This window comes from Pontibacter chinhatensis, from assembly GCF_900113285.1.
Taxonomy (GTDB): domain Bacteria; phylum Bacteroidota; class Bacteroidia; order Cytophagales; family Hymenobacteraceae; genus Pontibacter; species Pontibacter chinhatensis.
The window spans coordinates 50201-66297 of sequence record NZ_FOOT01000008.1 but is presented as its reverse complement, the minus strand read 5'-3'; the positions used below and the strand labels follow the sequence as shown (position 1 = coordinate 66297).

The 16097-nt window shown below is 48.8% G+C and carries 6 protein-coding genes and 1 pseudogene; 5 read left to right on the top strand and 2 right to left on the bottom strand.

Annotated features, from left to right (window positions below; genetic code table 11):
* Positions 1 to 21: 21 nt before the first annotated feature.
* Positions 22 to 969, top strand: coding sequence for a PorP/SprF family type IX secretion system membrane protein (locus BM040_RS18510; protein WP_092104684.1), 948 nt, complete (start codon positions 22 to 24; stop codon positions 967 to 969).
* An 830-nt stretch (positions 970 to 1799) separates the two neighbouring features.
* On the opposite strand, the gene BM040_RS18505 is transcribed toward BM040_RS18510, so the two are convergent.
* Entirely contained in the window at positions 1800 to 4388 is a 2589-nt protein-coding gene (locus tag BM040_RS18505) for a M14 metallopeptidase family protein (RefSeq protein ID WP_092104682.1), read from the bottom strand.
* Between the two features lie 864 nt (positions 4389 to 5252).
* On the opposite strand from BM040_RS18505, the gene BM040_RS18500 reads away from it, so the two are divergent.
* From BM040_RS18500 to BM040_RS18490, 4 genes and pseudogenes are all read left to right on the top strand, one after another.
* Entirely contained in the window at positions 5253 to 11948 is a 6696-nt protein-coding gene (locus BM040_RS18500) for an Ig-like domain-containing protein (protein ID WP_092104680.1), read from the top strand.
* Positions 11949 to 12500: 552 nt separating this feature from the next.
* Positions 12501 to 13367: pseudogene (locus BM040_RS22170) on the top strand (immunoglobulin domain-containing protein); the annotation flags it as partial.
* A gap of 18 nt (positions 13368 to 13385) precedes the next feature.
* A complete protein-coding gene (locus BM040_RS21860) occupies positions 13386 to 14231 on the top strand; it encodes a T9SS type A sorting domain-containing protein (RefSeq protein ID WP_175491123.1) in 846 nt (281 codons plus the stop codon).
* 225 nt (positions 14232 to 14456) lie between these two features.
* Entirely contained in the window at positions 14457 to 15245 is a 789-nt protein-coding gene (locus BM040_RS18490) for a TerB family tellurite resistance protein (RefSeq protein WP_092104675.1), read from the top strand.
* A gap of 160 nt (positions 15246 to 15405) precedes the next feature.
* On the opposite strand, the gene BM040_RS18485 is transcribed toward BM040_RS18490, so the two are convergent.
* On the bottom strand, positions 15406 to 16002 hold the full coding sequence (locus BM040_RS18485) for a DsbA family oxidoreductase (protein WP_092104673.1): 597 nt from the start codon (positions 16000 to 16002) through the stop codon (positions 15406 to 15408).
* Positions 16003 to 16097: the final 95 nt, after the last annotated feature.

The following is a 16097-nucleotide window of genomic DNA, read 5'->3' as shown; positions in this document are numbered from 1 at the left end:
ATTTACCAAACAAGACGTGTTATGAAAAATTACATCCTTATATTTTGCTTTCTGCTCGTAAGTTCGGTAGCTGTGGCACAGCAGAAGGCGCTGTATAGCCAATACATGACCAACTACTTTCTCCTGAACCCAGCTGTGGCTGGGGTGGAGAAGGACTGGAACATAAAAGCCGGCTACCGCAACCAATGGACGGGCTTCGACGGAGCACCCAAAACCTTTTACCTGAGTGCCGAGACGGCCTTGTTCAAGCAAACGCTCCGAAGCCGCAGGTCGCGCCCTTACCACGGAGCAGGCGGCTACATTTACAAAGACCAGACCGGCCCGATTTCCCAGACCGGCGTCTTGCTTTCTTACGCTTACCACGTGCCCCTCAACCAAAACCTCTACCTCTCGTCGGGAGTGTTTGGGGGGCTGCAGCAGTATAAGTTCGATGAGAACAAGATACACCTTGCAGACGGCTCCAACGAGCGTGACCCGGTGACGCGGCAGGGAAGTATAAACTCCTTTATGCCCGACCTGAGCGTGGGCACCTACCTGCACTCGGAGGAGTTTTTTGTAGGCGCCTCGCTGTTTCAGGTGCTGGGCAACAAAATCAACAAGAACAAGGAGATTGAGGATCCGGCCCGCCTGTCGCGCCACCTGTTTGTGTCGGGTGGGTATCACTTCGATGTAAACAAAAACATCACCGTGACGCCCTCGGTGCTGCTCAAGTATGTGAGCCCCGCCCCCATCCAGGCCGACATTAACGTGCGCGGCGAGTACCACTTCACCAAGCGCCGCAAAACCGTTTACGACGATATGATTTGGGCCGGCATTTCCTATCGTACCCAAGATGCCGTGGTGGGCCTGGTTGGCGTGCAGTTCAAGGAGCAGTACCGCCTGAGTTATACCTACGACATCACGGTATCACCCATGCGCCACCACAGCGCTGGCTCGCATGAGATTGTGCTTGGGTTTAGACTGCCGTAAGAGTGATTATTAAAGTATAAACAGGTATGGCCAGTGCTTTTGCGCTGGCCATACTTTTTTTGGCGGTTTTGTACTTTATACTTTTCTGGCTTGAAAAGCCATGCTTATACTTTGCTTACACTTTCTGCTTTCTCTGGCGCAAGCGTCCGCTTTTGCTTTTATACTTGCCGGTTTATACTTTCCTAGCCGCTGCTTCCCGCAACTTGACACAAGCTATTCTTGCTAGCTGCTGTTCATCCTCCAGCCTTACATAAGCTATTGTTGCATTTATACTTTCTGCCCTCCCAGGCCGGGAGGCCTCGCCTTCGGGCATCGCGCTGTGTGCCTGAAGCTGCCTCCGCTCTGCTCCGGCTGCCTCACTACGTTCGGCACCGCAACATGCACAAGGCGCTCAACCCAAAGGCTGGTAATTAGTTCGATAGCCGCTGCTGTTGCAACTTTAGCCAAAGTTCCCCTTCGAAGGGGGTAGGGGGATGTTAATCGCCTACAGAGAATTCCCCTCCTCGGAGGGGCTAGGGGTGGGTTTAAACTTGGTAGGGACAAGTCGCGACCTGTCCGCGCGAGGACACCAGCTACAAAGCTTATATTTTCGCCTTAGTAACTACAGACTCCCCTCCTTAGACTACCGAGAACGCGAGTTCGAAGGTAGCGAGCGTAGCTCTGAGGGGCAGGGGTGGTTGGACCCGGTACTGCAAAAAGCGGACACGGATATCCGCACCAGAAGAAGTGCCAGACGAAGAAGTCCGAAACAGCTTAATGAAAATCCCAAAACAAAAACTCCCCCTCTTCTAAGACAAGAAGAGGGGGAGCTTTACAGCTGCTATACTTATTTAATGTGCCGCTTCCTCGGCGCGGGCGGAGTTGCCGCTGATAATCTGGCTGAAGAAGATGCTGTTGAGGAACAGTTTGTTGGTACCATACCAGAAGGCCCGGAAGTTCGGGTTATCTGGCATCGCAATGACCTTGCCTGCGCCTAAAGCCGTTACGTCTACTGCCGCGGTGTTTTTCACCCGCTGCAGGTTCGGCTTGGAGATGTAACCGGCCATCAGCGGCTCCGAAGTATACATTACCGGGTTGGCGTACGGGCTCTTGGAGCGCTCCATAAACAGCGTGTTGCTGCGGAAAATGGGCAGTTTCGCATCGGTATAGCCGTAAGCCAGCGGGTGCGTCAGGTCCAGCTTCGTTTCGAAAATAGCCCCGCCAATCACGTGTGCCCCTTCGGCATTTTCCAGGTCAGCGTACGCTCTCTGTGCACTCGTGTCTGGCTCTACTTTCTTGAAGGTGATGTTGCCGATGCCGTTGTCGGCGAGCCATTTGGCTGCACCGCCCATTCCTACCACGGTGCCTCCCTGCTGCACCCAGGCGCGCAGTTTATCCTTGGAGATGTTGTTATAGGAGCCCTCGGCCATCACCAGCACGTTATACTTGCTCAGGTCCGAACGATTAAAGTCGGTAGTCTTTACCAGCACGGGGCGCATGCCGAAGCGGTCATCCATCAGGTGCCAGGCCTCACCGGCGTCGTAGCTGTTCACGCCGTCGCCTACCAGCATCATGATGCGGGGTTGCTCCAGGCTGCGCACCATCGGGCTGCCCAGTTTTATACCTTGCGGGGTGAAGCCAGTGCCCATGGCGTATACTTGCAGAGCGTTTTGCTGCGCTACCTCCTGTAGTACCTGATGCAACTGGTCAGCGTTTATACTTTGTCCGGACACAGGTATTAGAATGGTGCCGTAGTCGAACTGTTTGCCATCGGCGCCGGTAAATTTATCAGTGGCCACGCGGGTGCTGATGCCGCGGTCCATGAGCTGGTTCAGCGCGCGCGGGGCGTAGTAGCCGTGCCACTCAAAGGCATAGGCATAATCGCTTTTGCCGCCTATCACTTCGCCTGCCGGCAAGGCAAACGCCTCTACTTTCTGGCCCAGCTGGCTCTTCTTAAAGTTGCGGGAGGAGAGCGCCGCATGCTCCAGGTCGAACGCCAGCGGGAAGGTCCAGGCAGAGATGTCGTAGAACAGGCTATCCTTAAAGGTGGTGCGCTTCTCAAACATCGCCTCGATGAGCTTGTACTGCGGCTGGTCTGTCGGGATGATGTAGGCGTTCTCCGGCGTATAGGTCACCTTATCCACCGTAAAGCTTTCCTTCGGGCGGTACACGGCAATCTGGTGCTGCTGGATGATTTCCGCCAGGTGGAAAGCGCGGGCTTTGTCTTTCTCCGAGCCGAAAACATAGGCCTTCGTGCTGGCCTTCTTCGCCTCGTTCAGGGCATCCTTGTAGAAGTCACGCTGGTGCGCCAGCAACTCCTCGCGCATGGCCTGCGCTGCCTCTAAGGTAGAGAGGGTGGTGGTAAACTGGTTGCGGATGGTGAACGGGAAGGTCAGCACCCCGTTTACGCTCTCCTGCGCATGTCCGCGGGAGCTGGCCTGCTCGAAAAGTATACCTACCGCCCCGTTGATATCGGGGTACGTGGAGCCTTTGCCAAAGTAAAAGTCGTCGAAACTTTCCTCGGTATAGTAAAACGAGCCAATCTTGTCGAGTGCCTTGGCGTGGTACGTGCCGATTTTCTGCGTGAGCTTGTAATTGCTCTCCGGCGTGAGCGGGTTGTTACGGCTCGGGATGCCCGGCTGGAAGAAGAACGTGGAGTTGGTGCCCATCTCGTGGTGGTCAGTCAGCACGTTCGGCTTCCACTCGTGGAACTTGGCCAGCCTGCCCTTCGACTCCGGGTGCTGTAGCGGCAACCAGTCACGGTTCAGGTCGAACCAGTAGTGGTTGGTGCGGCCACGAGGCCAGGCTTCGCTGAACTCGGCGCTGTTGGGGTCGGTTACCAGGTTCTTGCTGCGGTGCGAGTTTACCCAGCTGGCAAAGCGGTTCATGCCGTCCGGGTTAATAGAAGGGTCGATGAGGATGATGGTTTCATCCAGCAGTTTCTCTATCTCTGGGCCCTGTGCGGCTGCCAGGTGATACACGGCCAGCAGCGAGGCATTGCTGCCGCTTGGCTCGTTGCCATGCACGCTGTAGCCCATCCACACCACGGCTGGCATGTCCTTTATGTTTAGGCTGCCGGACTTCTCCGGGTCGGTAAGCTGGCGGTGCTGCTCCTTTATTTGCTCAATGTTCTGGTGATTTTTCGGCGAGGTGATGGTGAGCAGGTACAACGGCCGGTTCTCGTGGGTGCGGCCATACTCGGTGATGCTGATGCGGTCGGACAGGTTGGCAATTTCGCGCATGAACATCACCAGTTGGTCGTGGCTGGCGTGCCACTCGCCCACATTGTAGCCCAGGATATCTTTAGGCGTGGGGATGCTGCTGTTGTAGCTGAGCCCCGCTGGCAGGTAATATGAGAGAGGCGTCTCGGTTTGCTGCGCCACCACGGCCGGGCTTAGGCCCAGCATGGCTGCTACAGCAAGCATGCGTAGGTTTTTCATGAGTAAAGGTGGAAGTATAGGTTAGATGTTTGGTTATACCTGCAATTTCCTGTTTTGCGGAGGCTTTTGCAAGTATAAAATACGGGCGTCTGGTGCAAGAAACGCAGGTATAAGCCAAGTATAACAGTACAAGCGCAGAATCGGAATATTTAGCTCCAGCATTTACCATTGCTGGCAAGTGTAAGTTCTTGAGCAGATGCTCTTTTATACTTTACCCAAAGTATGATAAACTCTACCCTTACTAGGTACACTTCCACCACCTGCATTAATGCTTCCTCAGTACTTCTTATTTCAAAAAGGGAGTGTTCTGCAGCAAATACATCGCAAAATCTTAGATAAAATTAAAATTATTTTAGTGCAATTTAATGTGCCGGTGTTGCCATAAAATCATACCTGTATATGTGTTAAGCTGTATGTCCCATACTAGCAGAAGTTTACAGGCTGTTTTTGTAGTACAATCTTATAGGTTTATATATTATTTATAGAATAAATATTGCGTTGCCGCTGTAACAAATTATAGTAACTTGGGTATATTCTCTTTGAATAATAATAAAAAACTATAGAAATAGAATATATGCCTATAGCTACTACCCCCTACTATGTGCGTGGAGCCCCTTAGGGCCTGGCCAAAGCGAGGTAGCCTGAATCACTTTTTCTTCCTGCGCTCTATATACCCAACTCTATAGGCTGGTTAGACTTAGCCTATCTGCAATATGGTTTTAGCTGGTAAAATCGGCTAATAAACCTATTGCCTAGCTATACTTTGCCCTACTGTAAAGCCCCAGGCTTTCGTTTCACCTGACCCACAAGCATCACCAAGGCCAAAGCATACAGCCTTAAACCCCAATCTTATTCCCACATTTTATGAAACAACGTTTTACTCAGTTGATTGCCAAAGCTATCAGCGCCCGCCTTGGCAAAGTTTACCTAACCAGTTGGCTGCTCCTGCTATTCCTGATGATGGGAAATGTGGCTTTGGGGCAGCCAACCACCATCTATAATAATGGATTTACAAGTGCGGCAGGATTGTCGTTCGAATTCACTTATGTAGGAACAGGCGGCCCCGTTATTTCAAACAACGAGTTACTAGTACCTGGTACTAATGGCAATCCAAGAGGGTATCAAGGATATGTTGTGGTTAATACAGGCCTTACCATATATCCAGATGTTAGTTATCGTGTCTCCGTAAGAGCAAGAGAAAACGCTGGTGATGGAAAACTTGAAATTTTAAGTGGCTCTTCAATTACAGCAGCAAAAAATCCTGCAAATAGAATTTTAACATCTACAGGTAATAATGTTACAAGTACAACTTATAGAACTTTAAATTCTAATTCTTTCACAGTTAATGCCCAGCAAACTCTTTATATCGGTTTATATGTAGAAACAGCAATTAATAACGCATCAATGTTTATTGATGACTTAATTATTACCCAAACGTGCGTTAACTTGCCTGCTGCACCAAACACTACACCTAATAGTCGGTGTGGTAATGGTGCAGTTACACTTTCGGCTTCTGGCGCACCTAATGGGGGTAGCTATCGATGGTATTCTACAGTCACCGGCGGAACAGCTCTTACAAACTCAGCAGGTGCAACTGTTACTGGCCCAAGCTTTACCACTCCAAGCCTAACTACCACTACAACTTACTATGTTAGTACTGTTAGTCCGGCCGGTTGCGAAAGTGCTACGAGAACTGCTGTAACGGCAACTATTAACGATATTCCTAATGCACCAACTGCAGCAGAGCAGGTGAGATGTGGTCCTGGAACCGTTACATTAACTGCCTCTGGCGCACCTGCTAGCGGCAGTTATCGTTGGTATATTTCCAATACTGCTACAACACCAATCGATGGTGCCACAAGTGCGGATTTTACAACTCCTGCCTTAGCTGCTGGAGAAAGCAGAACATATTTTGTAACCAGTGTAAGTGCAGCAGGCTGTGAAAGTGCGACAAGGACAGCAGTAGTAGCTAGAGCTATTCAAACACCAACCGCAACAGTTACTCCTGCTAGCCCACCTGCAGTGTGCCAGGGACAAACAGTATTGCTAACAGCACAGGCTTCTCCAGCGGCACCTTCAGGTGTTACTTATAATTACCGGTGGTATAACGGAGATACAGCTATTCCTGGGGCTACATCAGCCACTTATTCTGCAGCTACATCGGGCAGCTATTCGGTAGAGATTAGCACATCGATAGGTGCTTGTACTAGCGCACGGTCTAATGCTGTTGCGGTGACGGTTACACCACAGCCTACGGTTACAGTAACTGCTGATCCTGCTGCGATTTGTGCGGGAGGCTCTACTACCTTAACAGCAAGTGGTGCCGACTCTTATACCTGGTCGCCGGCAGCAGGACTTAGCGCAACATCTGGTGCTACTGTAACGGCAAGCCCTGCCACAACCACTACCTATACTGTTACAGCTGTATCAGGAGGCTGTACCGTTACCTCTCAGGTTACCGTAACAGTTAACCCTAACCCAGTTGCCGTGATTACGCAGGGACCAAATGCCGTGGTATGTGAAGGGGAAAATGTAACACTTACTGCCCAGACAGGCACAGGCTATTCCTATCAGTGGTACCTGGATGGAGTGATTATAACTGGTGGAACAGAAAGCAGTATTAGCACTGATGCCTCAGGCAGCTATACCGTAGAAGTTACGCTGGGGGAGTGTACTGTTATGTCGGCAGCTACCATAGTTACGGAGCAGGCTTTGCCAACCATCGGCATAACGGAAGGGTCTGAACTTGAGTTTTGCGCGGGTGGCTCTGTTGTATTGACCGCCGTAGCTGACCCGGAAACGCCTGAAGTGGGGACATATACTTACAGATGGTTTGAAGAAAGTTCTCCTGAAACAACGCTAGGTACAGCACAAACCTATGAAGTATTTGCTTCTGGAACTTACAATGTAGAGGTAACTGTAAATACATGTTCTGTTGTGGCTGTTGAGCCAATAACTGTTACGGTTCACCAACTGCCGCCGACAACTATCACCCCTACAGGGCCAACAGACTTCTGTACAGGCGGTTCTGTTGTGCTTAATGCTCCTGTGCCAACTACCGGAGAATATACTTATCAGTGGTTATTGGATGGAGAAGAAATTATAGGCGAAACATCAAGCAGCCTAACAGTTAGAGACTCAGGTAGCTACAGCGTAATTGTTACAAGTGAAGAAGGATGCCCTAATACTTCAGCGGCTACTGTAGTTAGAGTAAGCAATGTTGAAGAGGCAGCAATTACATTTACGCCGCCAACAGAGTTTTGTGAAGGTGGTAGTGTGCTTTTGGAAGCCACGCAGGCACCAGTTGGACAAACATATACTTATCAGTGGTTAGTTAATGGTGAGGAGATAGATGGAGCAACCGGGCGTACCTATCTTGCTACGGCAACAGGAGATTATAGTGTTAGAGTTAGCAATGGTATCTGCACCAAGACCTCAACAGAAGTAACTGTTACTGTTAGTCCACAGCCTGCAGCCAGTATAACGAGCGGTGGTGCAGCGGTATGCTTTGTGCCTGGTAACACTGCCAGCTTTGAGGTAACAGCTACATTTACTGGCGAGACAGCTGAATGGAGTTCAGATAATGGGAGCTTTGTAATTTCTAACCAGGTTATAAACCCCGAAACAGGAGTAGCTACCGCTACCGTAACTGCTACCGGCACCGGCAGCGCCACCATCACCTTAACCGCGAGCAATTCGGCAGCAGGGTGTGCAGATGCCAGCAGCGCTGTTGTGCTTCAAGTTAAGCCTCTGCCAACTGCTACTATCACCACAAGTACCCCTACTACTTTCTGCCAGGGTGGCAATGTGGTGTTAAGTGCTCCCGAGGCTACAGGTAATACATATCAGTGGTTTTTAAATGGGGCAAGTATACCAGGCGCAATTAGCAGCAGCTACACTGCAAGCGCAGCGGGTGATTATACTGTAGTAGTAACAAATAACGAATGCTCTGTTGAATCTGCAGCTACAACTGTTACTGTAAATCCAGCGCCTACAGCTACGATTAGTGCGTCTGGTCCGACTGTGTTCTGCTCAGGAGGTTCTATAACTTTAACCGCCAACACAGATATTGGCACGGACTTTACCTGGTTCAGGAATGGAACTGAACAAGTTGGTACAGGTCCAACGCTGGTTGTATCAGAGAGCGGCAGTTATACTGTTTCAGTATCAGTAAGCGGTACAGATTGTAACACCACATCAGCTGCTACGGTTGTAACGGTAAATCCTACTCCAACAGCGACTATTCAGACATCTGGTCCTGTTACCTTCTGCCAGGGTGGTACTGTCACATTAACTGCTCCACCCGCGCCGGCAGGTGCTACCTATGCTTACCAATGGTTTAGAGGTACAACCCCAGTTGGTACTACTAGGCAGATTACTGCAGATATAAGTGGCGATTATACAGTGCGTGTAACTCAGGGCAGCTGTAACGCAACTTCTGCAGCAACAACTGTTACCGTTAACCCAACGCCTACACTGGTTATCAATAATCCTGCTGCTGTTTGTTCGCCCACCACAGTTGATCTGACAGCAGCGGCTATAACCAGTGGTAGCACCCCTGGCCTGACATTTACCTATTGGACAAATGAGGCGGCTACAGCGCCGTTAAGCAACCCATCAGCTGTTGCAGCTAGTGGTACTTACTATATCAGGGGTACGTCCGGGGCAGGTTGTTCTGTGGTTAGGCCAGTTCAAGTTATCATTAATACCACACCAGCCACGCCTACTATTACTAACCTGACAGCAGGACGTACTTACTTTACTGGTGAGCGATTTGCCGGCAATTACTTCTTCACCTTAACCGGGTCGCCACCGCCTGCAGGTGGTACAGCTGTCTTCTCCGGCCCAGGTGTTTCCTTAGTAAATGGCACCTACCGATTTACCCCGTGCGACGCATTAACAGGTGGGCAAAGCGAAAGAACTTTTGATATTACCTACACAGTATCTAATGCGAATTCGAACGGCAGTTGTTCAAACTCAACAAGCGTGACCATAACCGTTCGCCGTTCAACCTATACTGTGGTGTTGCAAACGGTGCCATTTCCTGTATGTAAGAGCGTGAATACACAGTATACTGCTAGAGTGTTAAGAGATGCTGTTGTAACTTATCCAAACCCAGCTGATATCAGGACGGTGCCGATAAACGTTGTAGATGAGGGAGAGGATGTGTCTGAACTTTTCACAATCCAATCAGGTATAGGACAGGGAAATAACTTGCCAAGTAACTTTAACAATGGTGCAAGCTTCAGTAATTCTAGCCTATCATCGGAGGAGTTTTATATATCAAGAGCAATTCCTAGAAACAATGCTTTACCATCCTGCGCAAGTACAGCAACCATTTTCTCAAACAGGATTTACTTAGGTACACCGAATGTAAGTATAAACATGTCTAATCCTGGTTCGATATGTCCGGGTACAGATGTTACATTTACCGCTACCCCGGACGCTGTACCTGGTACATTATCATACCAATGGACAATTAATGACAATCCGGTTCCTGGAGCTACAGGACCTACCTTTACCACATCTACGCTTCAGAATGGAGATAGGGTAGCTGTAAGATTTACTGCAGCAGGTAGCCCTTGTGGCACTGCAACATCTAATAACTCAATTACTATGGTAGTTGTTGTGCCGCAAACAGTAACAGCAGGTAATTACTGCGCTGGAACAACAGGAGCGTCCGTCACCATAGGATCATCGCAAACCGGTGTAAGCTACCAGTTAGTTCAGATTGCTGCTAATGGTACTACAACTAATATCGGTAATCCTGTTGCCGGAACAGGTAGAAGCATAAGCTTCACAAATCAAACAGCCGGTACTTATTCGGTTATACCAATTGCCGCTCGTCCAGGAGCTTGTGGTATGTTCAATCAAGTAACGATTAACGAAACGCCGCTTCCAACTGCTTTTAACGTAACCGGTGGAGGACGCTTCTGTACCAATGGTAGTGGCGTGCCTATTGGTTTAAGTGGCTCGCAAGTAGGAGTTAATTACCAATTGCGCAGAAGTGTGAACGGTGGGGCTGCCACTAATGTCGGCATTCCAGTGGCAGGCACTGGCGCGGCAATAAGCTTTGGTAATCAGACTGTAGCAGGCACTTATACAGTAGAAGCTACTTCTGTTGTGGACGAGTCAACTGCTGCTTGCTCGCAGGGAATGACAGGCAGTGCTACAGTTATAGTTGACCCATTACCGACTGTAACTGTAAACAGCCCAACTACATGTGAGAACGCGCCTGTTACTGTTAATGCAGTGCCAAGCGGCGGAACAGGTCCTTACACCTACACATGGACAGTACCTGCAGGTTGGTCAGGGCCGGTGCCAACTACAGCTAGCTTCCAAACTGCCGTAGCAGGTATCTACACCGTGCGCGTAACGGACAGCAGAGACTGCGCAAGCAGTGCAGCAGCTACAAGCACAGTAACGGTAAATCCAAGACCAACTGTAAGTGTAAACAGCCCAACTGTTTGTGCCGGAGAAACAGCTACTGTTATTGCTTCCGCAACCGGTGGCCTAGGACCATATACTTACACCTGGACCGTGCCAAGTGGGTTTGACAACCCTGGTAACGTCGCCAGTTTCCCAACTACGGTGGCCGGAACATACTCTGTAATTGTAACGGACAGCAGGTCCTGTTCAAGTAGTGAAGCAGCTACAAGTACAGTAACTGTGAATCCGATTAGAACTTCTCGTGCATCACTGTACATCGAGAATGAGCAGGGAGAAATTACAGCAGCAAACCCAATCCTGCCAGGGGAATGGCTGAAGATAACGGCTCTCTCTGATATTGAGGATGAAGGTGCTGCCCTATCCTATGAGTGGTCTATTGGAAATGATGTGGGAAATGAATGGAATATTATCAAGACAAATAGAGAAGACTTCTTAATCATTGATCCTGTAGAGCCAGGCGAGTTCAATGTGCGGGTTAGAATTACGCCTAATAACAATGGAGTAATCTGTTTTGACCCTGTGCTCTTGATTACAACTGAGCCACTCGTTCCGCTCCCAGTAGAGATCATCTACTTTACGGCGGCTAAGCAGGGCAATAATGTGCTGCTGGAGTGGGCCACCGCTTCTGAGGAGAACAACACTGGTTTCGAGGTGCAGGTGTCTCAGGACGGCTTTAACTTCCGCAAGCTGGACTTTGTGCCGACCAAGAACGGCAACACCGTTATCAAGCAGGTGTACCAGTATACCGACAAGGAGAACGGCAAGCGCGGTACCCGCTACTATCGTCTGAAGCAAATTGATGAAGATGGCAGGTTCGAGTACTTCACCACTAAGGCTGTAACCTTCAGTGAAGTAGCTAGTAAGGTGAAAGCCTTCCCGAACCCATTCACCACGAAGATTACCCTGGATATTGCTGCCGAGAATAGTGGCCAGGTGCAGGTAACCATGTGGAACGCCGTTGGCCGTCAGTTAATGGAGCAGAACGTGGTAGTGGAAGAGGGCTTCAACACCGTGAATCTCGACATCAGGGGCGACCTGCCGCACGGTGTATACTTCCTCAGGGTTTACCTCGACGGCAAGATGCACCAGATAAAGATGCTGAGAGAATAAGACAAATAATAGGGTTTAAAGCTGAAAGAGCCGGGTATTTTACCCGGCTCTTTTGCGTTTTTAAGAAAATATTTTAACACAATTTAACATAGGTTAAACGGTTATATTGTTTATTTAATATATACTATTTTTGGTATGGTTTTGATGTATATAGATTGGAATGATTATACTATAAAAAACCTATTTATTGTTTTAACACAATTTGTTTTAAGTGCAATTTCGAATTGGGTTAGTTAAAAATTTGCCTGCTTCTATATATGCAGTATTACTTTTTTGCTTTATACTTGTCTCGTTAAATAGACTATTTCTGTAATTATTAAGTAAAATTTTTAGGCAATTCAGGTGACCCAGCCATAGCCAACTGATGAAACAAAGTATGGCAAAGCCTCACTGACAGGCTCTCCATCAAGTAGCATCCAAAGCTGGAAATGACCCGACTTAGAATAGCACGCCCAAAAGCGTGGGTGGAATGCTATTGCCTAAAAATTTCAGGAGCAAGAACAGATACACACAACCAACTAAATACAACCAAAACCCTTTAAACCCCTTTTTATGAAACAAATTTTTACTCAATCTGCCTGCTTGTTCTGGGCTTTGCTGCTGGCTGCTGTTTTTAGTAATGGGACTGCGGTTGGACAGACGGAAATAGCTAGAGTTGACTTTAGTCCTACCTCACAAACCCCTTTTACATTTGTAGGGAGAAGCGTTAACACTGATCTTCTTGAAACTAAAAGTGATAATGGCAATGAAACTGCATATATTTTGGCTCTGCCTGATAATAGCTCGAAATATGATGGTATTATAAAACTGGTCAACCCTATTGAATTTGAGAAAGGTTACACATATAGTGTAACTTTGAGAGCAAAGAGTGGGTCTACTACAGCAAATAACAGAAACCCATCTTCTGCTACAATTACCTTTTTTTCTAGTTCAACTGATTATACTGGGTTCCCTGCTTCTGCATATGAACATTCATTCATTACTACACCTCTAGTTACTCCTGCATATGCTAATTATACTCTAACATTTAATGTTGATGCACTAAGCTCAAATAGACAAAGCCTATTTGTCGGATTTAGGATGCATAATCCCTCGGCTAATAAGTCGTACATGCATGTAGATGATATCGTTATAACTAAAATTGCCTGCCCCACAAATATCACAGTACCTACTGTTAGCATCTCTACAGCCCCACCAGCCTGTGGTGCAGGTCAAGTTGTGTTAAGTGCCTCGGGAGCTAATGCTTCAGCAAAGGAAACATATAGATGGTATGCATCCCAAGCAGATTATAACAATGGAATACATATACCGGGACAAACAGCATCTACGTTAACAATCCCTTCCCTTAGTTCTTCAGCTACATACTATGCCACCATTGCCACTGCAGCAGGCTGTGAGAGTAGTGCACAACAGGTCACTGTAAATATTAATGAAAGAGTGGAACCTACTGCTGACATAACTTCTGCTCCAGCAGAGCCAGTAGCTGGTGAACCAGTTACATTCACAGCAGTTTCTACATATGAGGCAAAAGGCGATGTCTTATCATATGCCTGGGAAATAGACAGAGGTACTGGTTGGGAAAGCATTGGCAACAAGACCAACCAACTCAGTTTAGAAAGTACACCATCAAAAGAATTTAATGTAAGATGCACTATAACGGCAAATAGTACGGGCTGCTATACTGTTTATACTCTCACACCAACTACAGAACCAATCACCCCCCTCCCAGTAGAGATCATCTACTTCACGGCGGCCAAGCAGGGCAACAACGTGCTGCTGGAGTGGGCCACGGCCTCTGAGGAGAATAACACCGGCTTCGAGGTGGAGGTGTCGCAGGACGGCTTCAACTTCCGCAAACTGGACTTCGTGCCAACTAAGAATGGCAACACCGTTATCAAGCAGGTTTATACTTTCAAAGACACCGAAAATGGCAAGTATGGCACGCGCTACTACCGCCTCAAGCAAATAGACATGGATGGTCAATTCGAGTATTTCACTACCAAGGCTGTGAGCTTTGGCGAGGTGAGCAACTACAGCCTAAAGGCTTTCCCGAACCCATTTGAGGGCGAGGTGAACCTGGAACTGAACGCAGACGAGTCCGGCAAACTGAACGTGCAGGTGCTGGACGCTATGGGCAGATCCGTTATGACACAGCAATTCGAGGTGAGCAAGGGCCGCTCGCTGGAGAAGATAACACTATGGCAGTCACTGCCGAAAGGAATCTATTTTGTAAGAACTGAAATGAATGGCCAAGCCAATAATTTCAAGCTTTTGAAGAAATAGAGTAATAGGGTTTAAAGAAAAAGAGCCGGGGTACTAGCCCGGCTTTTTGCATTTATAGACATTTTGAAAGTATACGTGGCAATAGCCTGGTATAAGCCTCTGCAAAGTATAGGAGGGAAAGTGTAGCCATAGTATAAAATGCGCCTGGTAAAGTATAGCCCTTCATGATACCAACTTAGCTTCATACTCAGCCGTTTAAGCAAAGCACACTAAGTATATACGCACATGGAACAGGAGCAAACCACGCTACTTAAAGATTACCCGATACAGGAGAAAGGGGCATACTTCTGCGCTTTGGCAAGTATGGCCTCAGCGGACGGGCACGCCTCAGACGAGGAACTGGAGTTTTTATATATGATGGGGGAGGCGGCAGAACTGCCCGAGAACCTGCGGCAGGAGGTGGAGTCGGTGGCGAAAAACCCTTCCCAGGTAAGCCTTCAAAAATGTCTGGACGTGCTGAAAGCCAGTCCGCTCCGCTTCTCGCTCATCACCGATATCATCAGCTTTGCCAAGTCTGACGGGCAGTACACGCCTGAAGAAAAGAAGCACATTGAAGATATGGCCACTTACCTGGGCGTGGACCAGAAGCAGTATAGCATCCTGGAGGATTACGTGCAAAAGGCTGATCAGGCGCAGCAGCAAGGCGAAGACCCCACCTCACAGAGCTTTCTGAACAAGAATGGCTTCAGCGATACGTTTAAGAATGCCGGCATCTCACCGCAGATGGTGCAGGGTATGCTGGGCATACTGGCGCCCCTTGTAATAGCAAAAATGATGGGAGGTCGCCGGAGCAAGCGCTACGGTGGTGGTATGATGGGCGGCATGCTCGGCGGACTTTTGGGAAGTGGCATGATGGGTGGTGGCAGGTATCGAAGCAGCGGGGGGATGGGCTCGCTGATATCTATACTTGGCGGGCTGAATGGACGCAAAGGCTACAGCAGTATGGGCTCCGGTGGACTGGGCGGCTTACTGGGAGGTATACTGGGAGGCGGCAAACGCCGTGGCGGGTGGTAATCTTTAAAGTATCGAACCTATGTTGCGAAAAACCCAATCTTGCACATCAAATTATAATTCCCCTCCTTGGAGGGGCAGGGGTGGGTTTTTACCCTCATAATGTTACCGAATCACAGCTTGAAGTATAAAAGGGATGGTCTATAAACATCCCTTTTATACTTTACTCCAGCTCCAGTTTAATCAGGCGGCGCAAGTCCTCTTCGCGCAGCAAGCCCCGCACCTGCTTATCCGCAATGAAAAAGGTAGGTACAGCCGTGATGCCGGCCTCCTCATACGCTTGCTTCAGCTCCTTTTCATGTACGGCTTTATACTTTCGTGTCTCCAGCGCCTGCCGGTAAGCTGCCTCGTCCAGGCCTATCTCTTTGGCCAACTTTACCAGCACCTCCACATCGCCAATATCCTGCTCCTCCTGGAAGAAAGCCGTGAATAGGCGGTGCGTATAGGCCTCTCCCAAACCCTGCTCTTTGGCAAACTGGTAACCCTCAAAAGCTAGGTGCGTGTAGGGTTGCGGCGACACCTTGGGCAGCACAATTGGCACGTTCAGTTGCCTGGCCATGGGGTATACCGAGTTGGCCCAGGTGGTTTGCAGGTAATCTTCCTCAGGCTTTAAAGTTGGAGTAGGGTAGGGCCGCAGCTCAAACGGCATCCACTCCACCTGCACCTTGTCTTCCAATCCCTTCAGCGCCCGCTCCAGCACCACCTCACCCAGAAAGCAGTACGGGCACACGTAGTCAGAATATACTTTTATCTGTAGCATCGGATATATACTTGGTAAGCTTTATCAACCACTCTCGCAATGGGAATGTTACAGCACCCGTAGCATGCGTTTAGAATTTTAGTAGATTGTGCGGC